The sequence below is a fragment of the Pseudomonas sp. RIT-PI-a genome, from assembly GCF_001187875.1.
Taxonomy (GTDB): Bacteria; Pseudomonadota; Gammaproteobacteria; order Pseudomonadales; family Pseudomonadaceae; genus Aquipseudomonas; species Aquipseudomonas coleopterorum.
In genome coordinates this window covers 106,998-120,361 of record NZ_LGIR01000031.1, presented here as the reverse complement: position 1 = coordinate 120,361, position 13,364 = coordinate 106,998, and the positions used below count along the sequence as shown (strand labels likewise).

The window sequence follows — 13,364 nt, the reverse complement described above, 5'->3', positions numbered from 1 at the left end:
TGCCGGAATGCCGCACTTCAGAAGCTCGTTTGCAGAGCGCCGCTATTGCTGGGCGTGAAGTGTGATCAGGGTTCCGACAGTCCTGGTAGTTCAGGGTAGCCCAGGCAGTGGCATGGTCTTCGCAGGCATAGGTAAAACCTATTCAGGCGGCGCAGGGCTGCACGGCGCTGCCGAGGAGCTGAACTTGATGCACTTCACCCTTCGGCAACTCAAATACTTCGTCGCGGCCGTCGAACAGGACAGCATTGCCGAGGCCTCCAGGCAGTTGCATATATCCCAGCCGTCCATCTCCGTCGCAATCAAGAATCTCGAAGAAGCCTTCAATCAACCCTTGTTCGTCCGCCATCATGCCCAAGGTGTTTCACTCACGGCCGGCGGCGGCAGGATCTATGAAAAGGCCAAGGAGTTATTGAGGCTGTCTCAGGAATTGGAGCAGGATTCGCGCGCCGAGAATGGCAATGTTTCGGGCACCATTGCCATTGGCTGTTTCGAATCGGCCGCGCCGTTGTACATGCCCAAGTTGGTCGCCGGATTCAAAAGCCTGTATCCGGAAGTTGCCATTCAACTTTATGACGGCGAACAGCATGAACTGATGCACGGCCTGCACCGTGGTCGTTTCGACCTGGCCTTTCTCTACGACCTGGAACTGGGCAACACCATTCACAAACAGGCCCTCAACGCGCCTCACAAGCCCTACGCCCTGCTACCGCTCAATCACCCTCTGGCGCAACGAACCTCGGTCACTTTGCAGGCCCTGAGCGAGGAGCCGATGATCCTGCTCGATGCCGTTCCCAGCCGCAGTTACTTCATGGATATCTTCACCGAGAAGGGCTATGCCCCGGTCGTTGCCTACAGCTCCCCCTCCATCGAGATGGTGCGCTGCATGGTAGGGCAAGGATTGGGATTTTCGGTGTTGGTCACGCGGCCGTGCAGCCATATGACCTATGACGGCAAGCTGCTGGCGCATCTGGAAATCGAAGACTACATGCCGGCCTCAACGCTGGTGATGGCGCACCTGCGCAACAACCAGCCGAGTCGGGCGACTCGGCTGTTCATGGAGTATTGCCGGAGTGTGGAGCTGACGCCGCCGGGACCGGCGGCGCGTGTGAGCGAGGAGGAATCTGGAGCTTATTGCCCAGCCTGATTCTCACCAAGGATCAATTGACCCTGCTTGTTCACCGGGATCTGCGAGCCTGGGTCGCGGTCCATGCGCACTTGGCCGACCTTGCCGTCGAGCTGGTACTTCACGTTGTAGCCCACGACCTTGTCACTGATGTCGTTGACCGTATTGCAGCGGGTCTGAGTCGTGGTGTAGGTGTCACGACCCTGCATGCCCTCCTGGACCTTGTTGCCGGCGTAGCCACCGCCGACGGCACCGGCCACGGTGGCGATCTTCTTGCCGTTGCCACCACCGACCTGATTGCCGAGCAAGCCGCCCGCCACTGCACCCAATACACTGCCCACGATCTGATGCTGATCCTGCACCGGCTTCTGCCGAGTCACAGTGACATCCTTGCACACTTCGCGCGGCGTCTTGATCTGCTGTTTGATCGGCTCTGCGGCCAAGACGTCGGCGTACTCGGGGCCTTTGTTCACGAGGCTGTAGGTTGCAACGGCGCCTCCGGCGGTAACACCGACAGCACCCAGCACTGCACCAATCAGCAACGACTTATTCACTTTGAACCTCCTGACTACGGTCATGGCGCCAGGCCACGTTTCCCAGCCTTGGAGCATGAAAAAAGGCGCGAGTTCAATACTCGCGCCTTTCAGGCCTTGCCGCAGTTGACGTGGAACGTCTTATGGACGGTCGTCGACCTGGTCCTTGGCCACTGGAGGAATCAGATCCTCGCTGCTCAGGTTCAGCCAGATCAGTACCACGTTGGCGATGTAGATCGACGAGTAGGTACCGGCCATGACGCCGATGAACAGTGCCAGCGAGAAGCCCCACAGGTTGTCGCCACCGAAGAACATCAGGGCGGCGATGGCCAGCAGGGTCGACACCGAGGTCGCCACGGTACGCAGCAGCGTCTGGGTCGTGGAAACGTTGATGTTCTCGATCAGGGACGCCTTGCGCATCACCCGGAAGTTCTCGCGAACCCGGTCGAATACCACGATGGTGTCGTTGAGCGAGTAGCCGATGATAGCCAGTACCGCCGCCAGCACTGTCAGGTCGAAGGTGATCTGGAAGAACGACAACAGGCCCACGGTGACGATCACGTCGTGAATCAGCGACAGGATGGCGCCGACCGCGAATTTCCACTGGAAGCGGAACGCCAGGTAGACGAGTACGCCGCCAAGCGCCAGCAGCATGCCGAGGCCGCCCTGGTCGCGCAATTCTTCGCCCACCTGCGGGCCGACGAACTCGACGCGCTTGACCGTGGCCGGGTTGTCGCCACCGACCGTCTGCAGCGCCGCCGCGACCTGGTTGCCCAGTTGCGGGTCTTCACCCGGCATGCGCACCAGCAGGTCGGTGGTCGCACCGAAGTTCTGCACCACGGCGTCGTGATAGCCGGCTTTCACCAGCTCGTCACGGACCAGGCCCAGGTCGGCCGGCTTCTCGTAGGTCAGCTCGATGAGCGTACCGCCGGTGAAGTCCAGCCCGTAGTTCATGCCCTTGTGGAACATGCTGAACAGCGCCAGCACGGTAAGGAGCACGGTGATGGCGAACGCAATATTGCGCACGCCCATGAAGTTGATGGTACGTAACATGGCAGCCCCTTAAATCCACAACTTCTTGAAGTCCCGACCGCCGTAGATCAGGTTGACCATTGCGCGGGTCACCATGATGGCCGTGAACATCGAGGTAAAGATCCCGAGGGACATGGTAACGGCGAAGCCCTTCACCGGGCCGGTGCCCATGGCGAAGAGAATCCCGCCGACCAGCAGCGTCGTCAGGTTGGCGTCGATGATCGCGGTGTAGGCGCGGTCGAAACCTTCATGAATGGCGCGCTGGATGCTCATGCCATTGGCGATCTCTTCACGTATGCGCGAGAAGATCAGCACGTTGGCGTCCACCGCCATGCCCATCGTCAATACGATACCGGCGATACCCGGCAACGTCAGGGTCGCGCCCAGCAACGACATCAGCGCCAGCAGCATGACCATGTTCAAGGCCAGTGCCACGGTGGCGATCACACCGAAGAAGCGGTAGATGGCGATGATGAACAGCGAGACGAACAGCATGCCCCACAGCGACGCATCGATACCCTTGGTGATGTTGTCGGCACCCAGACTCGGACCGATGGTACGTTCTTCGGCGAAGTACATCGGTGCGGCCAGACCACCGGCGCGCAGCAGCAGGGCCAGCTCGGAGGATTCACCCTGGCCGTTGAGGCCGGTGATGCGGAACTGGCTGCCCAGCGGCGACTGGATGGTCGCCAGGCTGATGATCTTCTTCTCTTCGGTGAAGGTCTGTACCGCGACGTCCTTCTCCACACCATTGACCGTCTGCTTGACGTAGCGTGTGGTCGGGCGCTGTTCGATGAAGATCACCGCCATGCTGCGGCCGACGTTGCTGCGCGTGGCGCGGCTCATCAGGTCGCCGCCGTGGCCATCGAGCTTGATGTTTACCTGTGGCTGGCCATGTTCGTCGAAGCTGGCCTGGGCGTCGGTGACCTGGTCACCGGTGATGATCAGGCCACGCTCGACCGCCGCCGGGGCACGGTTGCCCTCGCGGAATTCGAAGGTCTCGGTGGTGGCCTTGGAATCGTCCGGGCCTGCGCCGAGGCGGAATTCCAGGTTGGCGGTCTTGCCCAGGATACGCTTGGCTTCGGCGGTGTCCTGCACGCCCGGCAGCTCGACCACGATGCGGTTGGCACCCTGACGCTGTACCAGCGGCTCGGCCACACCCAGTTCGTTGACCCGGTTACGCACCGTGGTCAGGTTCTGCTTGATCGAGTATTCGCGGATTTCCGCAACCTTGGCCTGAGTCATGGACAGGCGCAACACCGACAACTCGTTGCGCTCGCTGGCGGTCAGGTCGAAATCGGTGAAATTCTTGCGGATCAAAGCCTGGGCCTGGTCACGGGTCGCGGTGTCGTTGAAGCCCAGCTGGATGGCACCATCCTGCTGCGGCAGGCTGCGATAGCGCACACGTTCCTTGCGCAGCAGCGTCTTGACTTCGCCTTCGTAGACTTTCATGCGGGCGTCGAGCGCCTTGTCCATGTCCACTTCGAGCAGGAAGTGCACACCACCGGACAGGTCGAGGCCCAGCTTCATCGGGCTGGCACCCAGGCTGCGCAACCACGGCGGCGTGGTCGGGGCCAGGTTCAGGGCCACCACGTAGTCGTCGCCCAGCGCCTTGCGCACGACATCCTTGGCCGGCAGCTGGTCTTCGGCCTTGGTCAGGCGCAGCAGACCGCCCTTGCCGTTTTCGGCCAGGCTTGCGGATTTGACCTGGATGCCGGCGGCGTTGAGCGCCGTGCCGACGCGATCCAGATCGGCCTGATTGACCTGCAGCGCAGTGCTCGCGCCGCTGACCTGGATGGCCGCGTCATCAGGATAGAGATTAGGTGCGGAATAGATAAAACCGATCGCCAGCACCGCCAGGATCAGTACATATTTCCACAGAGGGTATTTGTTCAGCATCACGCCGCCCGTTCAAGACGCGGGGCGCCTTGCGCGCCCCGACATGGGTAAAAGTCTGCAGCTTAGATCGCTTTGAGCGTGCCTTTGGGCAGGGTCGCGGCGATGGCGCCCTTCTGGATTTTCAGCTCGACGGTGTCGGACACTTCGATGACCACGAAGTCGTCGGTGACCTTGTTGATCTTGCCGGCAATGCCGCCGTTGGTAACCACTTCGTCACCTTTCTGCAGGTTGCCCAGCAGGTTTTTCTGTTCCTTGGCACGCTTGGCCTGCGGGCGCCAGATCATCATGTAGAAGATGACCAGGAAACCGACCAGGAAAATCCACTCGAAGCCAGTGCCGGCAGGGCCAGCAGCCGGTGCAGCGGCGTCCGCGAAAGCGGCGGGGATCAAAAAGCTCATTCAACGCTCCAGTTACTTAGAAGTTATTGACTTGAAAGTCTTTATAAAACGGTCAGTCCAAGGGCGGCACAGGCAGCCCGCGCTTGGCATAGAAGGCATCGACAAAGGCGGCCAATGTACCCTGTTGAATAGCCTCGCGCAAACCAGCCATCAGCCGCTGGTAATGACGCAAATTGTGGATGGTATTCAACATGCTACCCAGCATTTCCCCGCACTTGTCCAGGTGGTGCAGATAAGCGCGCGAGAAGTTGCGGCAGGTGTAGCAATCACAGGTAGGGTCCAGCGGCGAATCATCGTGGCGATGGAACGCATTGCGGATCTTCAGCACGCCGGTATCGATGAACAGATGCCCGTTGCGCGCGTTGCGCGTCGGCATCACGCAGTCGAACATGTCGACGCCGCGGCGCACACCCTCGACCAAGTCCTCGGGTTTGCCTACCCCCATAAGGTAACGAGGTTTGTCAGCGGGCATCTGGCCCGGCAGGTAGTCGAGCACCTTGATCATTTCGTGCTTGGGCTCGCCCACCGACAGGCCGCCGATGGCCAGGCCATCGAAGCCGATCTTGTCCAGGCCTTCGAGCGAACGCATGCGCAGGTTCTCGTGCATGCCGCCCTGAACGATGCCGAACAGCGCCGCCGTACTGTCAGCGTGGGCATCCTTGGAACGTTGCGCCCAGCGCAGCGACAGCTCCATGGACGTGCGCGCGGTCTGCTCGTCGGCGGGATAAGGCGTGCATTCGTCGAAAATCATCACGACGTCCGAGCCCAGGTCACGCTGCACCTGCATCGATTCCTCGGGGCCCATGAAGACCTTGGAGCCGTCCACCGGGGAGGCGAAGTACACGCCCTCCTCCTTGATCTTGCGCATGGCGCCGAGGCTGAATACCTGGAAGCCACCGGAGTCGGTCAGAATCGGCCCTTTCCACTGCATGAAATCGTGCAGGTCGCCGTGCGCCTTGATCACCTCGGTGCCCGGACGCAGCCACAGGTGAAAGGTGTTGCCCAGGATCATCTGTGCGCCGATCGCCTCGATGTCGCGCGGCAACATGCCCTTGACCGTGCCATAGGTGCCCACCGGCATGAACGCCGGGGTTTCCACCACGCCACGGGGAAAGGTCAGGCGACCACGACGGGCCTTGCCATCGGTGGCCAGCAACTCGAACGACATACGACAGGTGCGACTCATGCTTGATCCCCTGGCGCGGCTTCGCTGGGACCGCGAGGCGCCGGATTGCGGGTGATGAACATGGCATCACCGTAACTGAAGAAGCGGTACTCGTTGGCCACCGCCGCCGCATAGGCCGCCATGGCTTCGGGATAACCCGCGAACGCCGAGACCAGCATCAACAGCGTGGACTCGGGCAAATGAAAGTTGGTCACCAGGGCATCGACCACATGAAACGGCCGCCCTGGAAAGATGAAGATGTCGGTGTCGCCGCTGAACGGTTTCAATACGCCATCGCGGGCAGCGCTTTCCAGCGAACGCACGCTGGTGGTACCTACCGCTACCACGCGGCCACCGCGGGCCTTGCACGCCTGCACCGCATCGACCACGTCCTGGCTGACCTCCAGCCACTCTTTATGCATGTGGTGATCTTCGAGCTTCTCGACCCGCACCGGCTGGAAGGTACCTGCGCCCACATGCAACGTCACGAAGGCAGTTTCAACGCCCATCGCTTCGATCTGCGCCAGCAGCGCCTTGTCGAAGTGCAGACCCGCCGTCGGCGCCGCCACCGCACCGGCCTTCTCGGCGTACACGGTCTGGTAGCGCTCGCGGTCGGCGGTGTCGTCGGGCCGGTCGATGTAGGGCGGCAACGGCATGTGGCCAACCTTGTCGAGCAGCGGCAGCACCTCTTCGTTGAAGCGCAACTCGAACAGCGCATCGTGCCGCGCGACCATCTCGGCCTCGCCGCCGCCGTCGATCAGGATCATCGAACCTGGCTTGGGCGACTTGCTGGAACGCACATGGGCCAGCACGCGATGGCTGTCCAGCACGCGTTCCACCAGAATTTCCAGCTTGCCCCCCGACGCCTTCTGGCCAAACACCCGCGCCGGAATCACCCGGGTGTTGTTGAACACCATCAGGTCACCCGGCCGCAGAAAGCCCGGCAGATCGGTGAATTGACGATGATCCAGCGCACCGGACGGCCCATCGAGGACCAACAGGCGGCTGCCATGGCGCTCGGCCAGCGGGTGGCGAGCGATCAGGGAATCAGGAAGCTCGAAAGAGAAATCGGCGACGCGCATGATAGGGTTCGGCTGTATAGGGCTGAAAATTCTAGCAAAAATCTTCAAAATTGACCATGAAAGCTGATTGACCAGTGGTCGAGTCGTCTCTATACTTCGCCGCCTGTAAGCCCTGATGGCGGAATTGGTAGACGCGGCGGATTCAAAATCCGTTTTCGAAAGGAGTGGGAGTTCGAGTCTCCCTCGGGGCACCAAATCAGAAAAAAGACCTTCGCGAAGGTCTTTTTTTTCGCCTGCGATTCGGCATCCTTCCTGTTCAGGAGCGGCCGCTGGCCGCGAACAAGCCAGCGCTGCCGACGCCGTATCCGTTCACGGCTACCTATTCAGTGGTACCCAGGCATTCGATACATGGCTCAAAGGGCACCGTGTCTTTCGCAGCCTTGGCGACCTCTGCAGCAAAATCGACTGTTGCCCCCACCTTCTCATGAACTGTACCTCCCGCCGCTGACCTGATGCGCCTACCCTTGGAATCAACTCAAAGGAGCCCTCGTCATGCCGGATGCAGCCAACCTCTACCTGTTCGTCATTGCGGCGGCATTGCTGCTGATCGTCCCCGGACCGAACATGGCGTTCGTCACCAGCCACGCCCTTGCCCATGGCTGGCGGGCCGGGGTGGCGGCCGCGTTGGGCATTTCGCTGGCGGACTTGATCATGACGCTGCTGGTCAGCGCAGGTATGGGTGCCGTCGTCATGAGTTGGGCTCCTGCTTTCGACTTGTTGCGGTTGGCAGGTGCGTGCTATCTGTTGTGGATGGCTTGGCAAGCGTTGACGGCGCCAACGGCTCAAAGCGCTGCCCCACGTCCGCTGGGCTCGACCCGCAAGGTATTCATTCGCGCCACGCTCAATAGCTTGTTGAACCCCAAGGCCCTGCTGTTCTTCATGGTGTTCCTGCCGCAATTCGTCACGGTCGGCAACGCAAGCGTAGTCGTCCAGCTCTCGGTGCTGGGTATGCTGCTCGCCTTGATTGCCCTGGTTTTTCACTGCGTGCTCGCCCTTTGTGCCGCAACGCTGCGCAAACGGTTGAATGGCGGTCCGGTGTTGAGAAGGTGGGGCAGCTATGGCTTCGCGGGCATGATGACGGCACTGGCCGCACGACTTTTATTTCTTGAGCGCCCTCTATGATCTTCCTTCAACACCCCGGCAAAACAGGTATCAGCTTCAACCTACTGGCACTATAAAAGCCCCTGCCTGATCCACCCCCGCGAACACGGAGTTCCGCCCTTCACATGAGCAATGCCTACCGTACATTCTTCGCAACCCCAGGCGTCGTGGCGCTGATCGTGGCCGGCTCGATGGCCAGGCTTCCGCAAGCCATGGTCGGGCTGGGCCTGATTGCCATGCTTGCACAGGAAACGGGCCGCTACTGGGTGGCGGGTGCGGTAGCGGGCACTTATACCCTCACCAGCGCCATACTCGGGCCGATGATCTCGAAGCTGGTGGATCAGCGCGGCCAGCGCAAGGTGCTGGCGCCTATCGCGGCGTTCAGCATTGGCATGCTGCTGGCCCTGATCGGTGCCGTGTACTGGCATGCGCCGCTGCCGGTGCTGTTCGTGCTGGCAGCCATGGCAGGTGTGCTTCCCAGTTTCGGGGCGATGATCCGCGCGCGCTGGGCCTATCTGTTTCGCGGACAGCCGCAGCTGCACGCCGCGTATTCCCTGGATACGGTGCTGGTGGAATCCACCTTCATCGTCGGCCCGCCGCTGTCCATCGCCTTGAGCAGCGGTCTGCTTCCTCAAGCCGGACCTTTGGTGGCCGCCGTGCTGCTGGCCGTCGGCGTGGTCGCCTTCCCGCGCCCGCACGAACCCGACCCACCGCCGATACCGGCCGTCAAAGGCCACTCCAGCTCTCCCCTGCGCATTCCTGCCTTGCGGATCATCGTCGTGGCGATGCTGGCGCTGGGCGTGCTCGGCGGGTCGGGCGACGTCGCGGTGGGCGCTTTTGCCAAGGGGGCCGGCTGGGCGGCTGCTGCCAGCTTTGTCCTGGCAGGCTTCGCGGCGGGGTCGATGGTCGCCGGGATCACCTTCGGAGCGGTCAGGAGTGGGCTACCGTTCGAAACCCAATTGCTGATCGGCGCGGTATTTACCGCCGTGGCGACGACACTGCCGATCTTTGCGCCCAATGTGTACTGGCTCACCGGATTGCTGTTCATCACCGGCATGTCGTTCGCGCCGACGCTGATCGTGGTGATGAACATCGGCACGAAAATCCTGCCGCCCGGAAAGATCACCGAAGGGCTGACTTGGTTGAGTACAGGCGTCAGTGTCGGCATTGCAATGGGCGGCGCGACTGCCGGCCTGGTCATCGACCACTTCGGCACCCGTGCCGGATTCGGCGTCGCCATCGGCGCCGGTTTACTGATGCTCACCGCCGTGCTGACAGGCCTGCGCACGCTCCAGGCAAGTTCGGCGAGCGAGGTGATCGTGCCAGGCTGATGGGTACGTCAGAGAATGCAACGGGCTCGAAATAAATCGGAAATATGGCCACGATATTTATCTGCTTATTCTTTTGAGAACCGCGTACCATCGAGCTTTCGGGATACCCCGAAATCGGAAAAAAAATCGGAAAAAGAGAGCTGCAAATGAGTTCGCCATTCGTTTCCGGAAATCACTGGCTTGAGCCCATCATGCCTTCACCGGATTTCCCGCCGTCGCTGATGCACATGGCCGAACAACTACCCTTTCAGGCGGGCAAGCTTTGCGGTGTGCTGCCTACTGAAAGTGCAAGGCGAATCGGTGGACTCATGCGCATCACCAGCAGCTACTACAGCAACCTCATCGAAGGGCAATACACAGAGCCTGCTTCATTATCCGCGAATGCCCCGCGGCGCAATCCAAAGGTGCTGACCAAGCTCGCTGTCAGCCATATCGGTGCGCAGGAGGCTCTTGAGCGACTGCTTCGAACGCCTCGTGGGTCCACAATGGAGTGGGCTGGAATGTTTGCCCCCTCATTGGTCGCACGGGTGCATCGGCGCCTGTTCGCCGGTGCCGGTCAGGCAGAGCTGGCCTTGACCGACGGTCGTGAACTTGTGCCTGGGCAACTACGAAATGTAAGCGAAAAAAACGTTATGGTAGGTGATCACTTCGCGCCAGCCTGGCAATCCATTTTACCGATGATGAGCCGCCTGCAAGCCGTATATGGGCGCATAGGTGATCAGCGTACACGCTTGCTCGGGGCGTTGGCTTATCATCACCGCTTGGCGTTTGTTCATCCATTCGAAGACGGCAATGGTCGCGTCGTGCGGATGCTCACGCACCTTCAACTGGCAAAACTTGGCCTGGTTTCGCCATTGTGGTCGTTGTCTCGCGGTCTGGCGCGCCAGCAAGATGAATACTATCGTCGACTCCGCTCAGCCGATCAGCCGCGCAGGGGTGATCTGGACGGTCGAGGACAACTCACACAGTCGGGGTTACTGGAGTTCGTCGAATTCATGTTGCAGGTCTGTCTCGATCAAATGAAGTACATCGAGCACGCCATGGGGATGGCGACATTGCGCCAGCGACTTGAGCGCGCCATCGCTTTCGAGCCTCGTTTCGAACAGGCTGGAATAAAGCAGGAGGTGGCGCGCGCGCTACACATCTTGCTGACCCACGGCGAGGTGTCGCGGTCTGACTTCAAGATTTACACAGGTCTTCATGATCGAGTCGCCAGTGGCCAATTGAACAAACTGGTGACGCTGGGACTTGTAGATGCACCTTCAGTCAAATCGCGACAGCTATACCCAGGCCTTCCCGTTTGGTTTGCGCAATTGTTGTTCCCTGATCTGCATCGACGGTTCGACCAATAACGCATCGTTGTATCCAGCACCTATCTGCAGACCGTACAAGCCATCAACGAACAGAACGTCGCAGACCTTCACGCCCCTGTCACATCCCCACGCTTACATAGCCCTTTCTCTTTCACAGGGCTATGTCATGAGCATGTTCGACCTCAAGCGCCGTCGTCTTGTCCAGGCCGTGGGTGCGGGTTTTCTGCTGCCGGGGCTGGCGCCGGCGGTGATCGCCTCGGTCAAGGACCGGCCCCAACTCACCGACGGCGTACAGTCCGGGGACCTGTTGGGCGACAAGGCGATGGTCTGGAGCCGGTGCGACCGCCCGGCGCGGATGGTGGTGGAATGGGATACACGCAGCATGTTCACCAACCCGCGCCGGCTGGTCTCGCCATTGGCCGACGCCGGCACCGACTTTACCGCGCGGGTCGAGCTCAATGGCTTGCCGGTGGATCAGGCGATCTTCTATCGGGTGCAGTTCGAGGACGCGCAGACCGGCGTCAGCAGCGAGCCGTGGTTTGGTCATCTGCGCAGCGAGCCTTCGCAGCGTCGTGACATCCGTTTCGTGTGGAGCGGCGACACCGTGGGCCAGGGCTTTGGCATCAATCCGGACATTGGCGGCATGCGTATCTACGAAGCCATGCGCCTGCGCTTGCCGGATTTCTTCATCCACAGCGGCGACACCATTTACGCCGACGGGCCGGTGCCGGCCACGGTGACCACGGAAAATGGCCGCGTGTGGCGCAACATCACCACCGAAGCCAAGAGCAAGGTGGCCGAGACTCTGGATGAGTACCGCGGCAACTACCGCTACAACCTGATGGATGAAAACGTGCGCCGGTTCAACGCCGAGGTGCCGCAGATCTGGCAATGGGACGACCACGAGGTGACCAACAACTGGTCGCCCAGCAAGCAGCTCGACGAGCGTTACCAGAACCGCGACATTCGCCATCTGGTGGGCAACGCCAGTCAGGCGTGGCTCGAGTACGCTCCCATGCGCCTGCAACGGGCCGACAACGGGGGGCGTATTTACCGCAAGCTCAGCTACGGGCCGATGCTGGACATTTTCGTGTTGGACATGCGCAGCTACCGCAGCGGCAATGACGACAACCTGGCGCCCACGCCCGAAGCCCGCACGGCGTTCCTCGGGCAGGCGCAACTGGACTGGCTCAAGTCCGGGCTCAAGGGATCGCAGGCGCAGTGGAAAGTCATCGCCGCCGACATGCCCATCGGTCTGGGTGTTCCAGATGGAGAAGTCAGCCCCGGCGTTGGCCGCTGGGAGGCGATCGCCAACGGCGATGATGGCGCTGCCAAGGGTCGCGAGCTGGAAATCGCCGAGCTGCTGGGTTTTCTGCGCCAGCAAAAAATTGCCAACACCGTCTGGCTCACGGCCGATGTGCACTATTGCGCAGCCCATCACTACCACCCCGACCGCGCTGCGTTTCAGGACTTCGAACCGTTCTGGGAATTCGTCGCCGGACCGTTGAATGCCGGCAGTTTCGGGCCCAATCCGCTCGATGCCACGTTCGGTCCGCAAGTGGTTTTCCAGAAGGCGCCGCCTGCGCAGAACACTTCGCCGTTCGCGGGCTTCCAGTTTTTCGGCGAAGTGCAGATCGAGGGCTTGAGCGGGGAAATGACCGTGCAACTGCGCGACCTGGACGGCGTGGTGGTGTTCGAAAAGAAACTGCAGCCGGCCTGATCGGTTGCACCGCTAGCGCCATGGCAGACGATGCGGTGCGACGGCTCAGCCAACAAGGCCCGGCAGCACCAGGCTCGCGCCCAACCCGATGAGCGCGGTGCCGATCACGCGATCGACGAGGCGTTGCTTCTCCAGCATCCGGCGCCGTAATGGCCCGGACGAAAAGAACAGCGCCACGATGCTGAACCAGACCCAGTGCGAGAACGACATGAACAGGCCGTAGGCAAAGTTCGTCGTCATCGAACTGCCCGCTTGCACGACCTGGCTGTAGGTCGCCACCACGAACAGCATCGTCTTGGGATTGAGTGCATTGGTGAAGAAGCCTGTTCGAAAAGCGCTCCACAAGGACGGCGTCTCGCCTCCAACGTTGGCCAGGGCCAACTTGGAGGTGTTGAGCAACGAGCGCACCCCCAGGTAAATGAGATAAGCGGCGCCCAGCCATTTCATGGCCATGAACAACAGGGGCGATTGGGTGATGATCACGGCGATGCCGAACACGGTATAGAAAACATGCACCTGTACACCGCAGGCAATGCCCAATGCCGCGATCAGTCCACTGCGCCGCCCATAGGCATAACTGTTGCGCGTGACCATGGCGAAGTCGGGGCCTGGGCTGATGACAGCCAATACGGTAATCAGGGCTACTGCCAGTAATTCGTTCATGACC

12 protein-coding genes and 1 tRNA gene are annotated in these 13,364 nt (G+C 61.0%); 6 read left to right on the top strand and 7 right to left on the bottom strand.

Annotated elements, in window-relative coordinates; genetic code table 11:
* The first annotated feature begins 184 nt into the window (after window positions 1-184).
* Entirely contained in the window at window positions 185-1,144 is a 960-nt protein-coding gene (locus AC788_RS17765; protein WP_152965765.1) for a LysR family transcriptional regulator, read from the top strand.
* Here AC788_RS17765 and AC788_RS17760 read toward each other — a convergent pair.
* The 6 genes from AC788_RS17760 to queA form a co-directional block, all read right to left on the bottom strand.
* Complete coding sequence (locus AC788_RS17760; RefSeq protein WP_049861881.1) at window positions 1,129-1,677, bottom strand: glycine zipper 2TM domain-containing protein; 549 nt, start codon at window positions 1,675-1,677, stop codon at window positions 1,129-1,131. The two genes, AC788_RS17765 and AC788_RS17760, sit on opposite strands and share 16 nt — an antisense overlap.
* Before the next feature lie 120 nt (window positions 1,678-1,797).
* Window positions 1,798-2,709: a protein translocase subunit SecF gene (gene secF / locus AC788_RS17755; RefSeq protein WP_043186504.1), complete on the bottom strand. Its 912-nt coding sequence runs from the start codon at window positions 2,707-2,709 to the stop codon at window positions 1,798-1,800.
* Window positions 2,710-2,718: 9 nt separating this feature from the next.
* Window positions 2,719-4,587, bottom strand: coding sequence for a protein translocase subunit SecD (gene secD, locus AC788_RS17750; protein WP_049861880.1), 1,869 nt, complete (start codon window positions 4,585-4,587; stop codon window positions 2,719-2,721).
* Between the two features lie 62 nt (window positions 4,588-4,649).
* On the bottom strand, window positions 4,650-4,985 hold the full coding sequence (gene yajC, locus AC788_RS17745; RefSeq protein WP_043186500.1) for a preprotein translocase subunit YajC: 336 nt from the start codon (window positions 4,983-4,985) through the stop codon (window positions 4,650-4,652).
* 52 nt (window positions 4,986-5,037) lie between these two features.
* The gene (tgt, locus tag AC788_RS17740) at window positions 5,038-6,153 is read right to left on the bottom strand and encodes a tRNA guanosine(34) transglycosylase Tgt (protein ID WP_161804304.1); all 1,116 of its coding nucleotides are present in this window, start codon (window positions 6,151-6,153) and stop codon (window positions 5,038-5,040) included.
* Window positions 6,154-6,167: 14 nt separating this feature from the next.
* Window positions 6,168-7,232 (bottom strand): tRNA preQ1(34) S-adenosylmethionine ribosyltransferase-isomerase QueA, encoded by a 1,065-nt coding sequence (gene queA / locus AC788_RS17735; RefSeq protein WP_049861878.1) that lies wholly within the window; start codon window positions 7,230-7,232, stop codon window positions 6,168-6,170.
* Window positions 7,233-7,341: 109 nt separating this feature from the next.
* Here queA and AC788_RS17730 point away from each other — a divergent pair.
* From AC788_RS17730 to AC788_RS17710, 5 genes are all read left to right on the top strand, one after another.
* Window positions 7,342-7,426: transfer RNA gene (locus AC788_RS17730), tRNA-Leu, on the top strand.
* Between the two features lie 298 nt (window positions 7,427-7,724).
* A complete protein-coding gene (locus tag AC788_RS17725) occupies window positions 7,725-8,354 on the top strand; it encodes a LysE family translocator (RefSeq protein WP_049861877.1) in 630 nt (209 codons plus the stop codon).
* Between the two features lie 146 nt (window positions 8,355-8,500).
* A complete protein-coding gene (locus tag AC788_RS17720) occupies window positions 8,501-9,664 on the top strand; it encodes an MFS transporter (protein ID WP_442965550.1) in 1,164 nt (387 codons plus the stop codon).
* A gap of 146 nt (window positions 9,665-9,810) precedes the next feature.
* A complete protein-coding gene (locus tag AC788_RS17715) occupies window positions 9,811-11,016 on the top strand; it encodes a Fic family protein (RefSeq protein ID WP_236690539.1) in 1,206 nt (401 codons plus the stop codon).
* A 127-nt stretch (window positions 11,017-11,143) separates the two neighbouring features.
* Entirely contained in the window at window positions 11,144-12,697 is a 1,554-nt protein-coding gene (locus tag AC788_RS17710) for an alkaline phosphatase D family protein (protein ID WP_049861875.1), read from the top strand.
* Window positions 12,698-12,742: 45 nt separating this feature from the next.
* Here AC788_RS17710 and AC788_RS17705 read toward each other — a convergent pair whose 3' ends face one another.
* Window positions 12,743-13,360, bottom strand: a complete 618-nt coding sequence (locus AC788_RS17705) for a LysE family translocator (protein WP_049861874.1) — start codon at window positions 13,358-13,360, stop codon at window positions 12,743-12,745.
* Between the last annotated feature and the right edge of the window lie 4 nt (window positions 13,361-13,364).

What these genes read in the sequence shown, in the direction of transcription:
- tgt (WP_161804304.1), bottom strand. Translation starts at nt 6,153, where the DNA reads ATGTCGTTCGAGTTGCTGGCCACCGATGGCAAGGCCCGTCGTGGTCGC.
- queA (WP_049861878.1), bottom strand. Translation starts at nt 7,232, where the DNA reads ATGCGCGTCGCCGATTTCTCTTTCGAGCTTCCTGATTCCCTGATCGCT.
- secF (WP_043186504.1), bottom strand. Translation starts at nt 2,709, where the DNA reads ATGTTACGTACCATCAACTTCATGGGCGTGCGCAATATTGCGTTCGCC.
- AC788_RS17710 (WP_049861875.1), top strand. Translation starts at nt 11,144, where the DNA reads ATGAGCATGTTCGACCTCAAGCGCCGTCGTCTTGTCCAGGCCGTGGGT.
- AC788_RS17725 (WP_049861877.1), top strand. Translation starts at nt 7,725, where the DNA reads ATGCCGGATGCAGCCAACCTCTACCTGTTCGTCATTGCGGCGGCATTG.
- AC788_RS17705 (WP_049861874.1), bottom strand. Translation starts at nt 13,360, where the DNA reads ATGAACGAATTACTGGCAGTAGCCCTGATTACCGTATTGGCTGTCATC.
- secD (WP_049861880.1), bottom strand. Translation starts at nt 4,587, where the DNA reads ATGCTGAACAAATACCCTCTGTGGAAATATGTACTGATCCTGGCGGTG.
- AC788_RS17715 (WP_236690539.1), top strand. Translation starts at nt 9,811, where the DNA reads ATGAGTTCGCCATTCGTTTCCGGAAATCACTGGCTTGAGCCCATCATG.
- yajC (WP_043186500.1), bottom strand. Translation starts at nt 4,985, where the DNA reads ATGAGCTTTTTGATCCCCGCCGCTTTCGCGGACGCCGCTGCACCGGCT.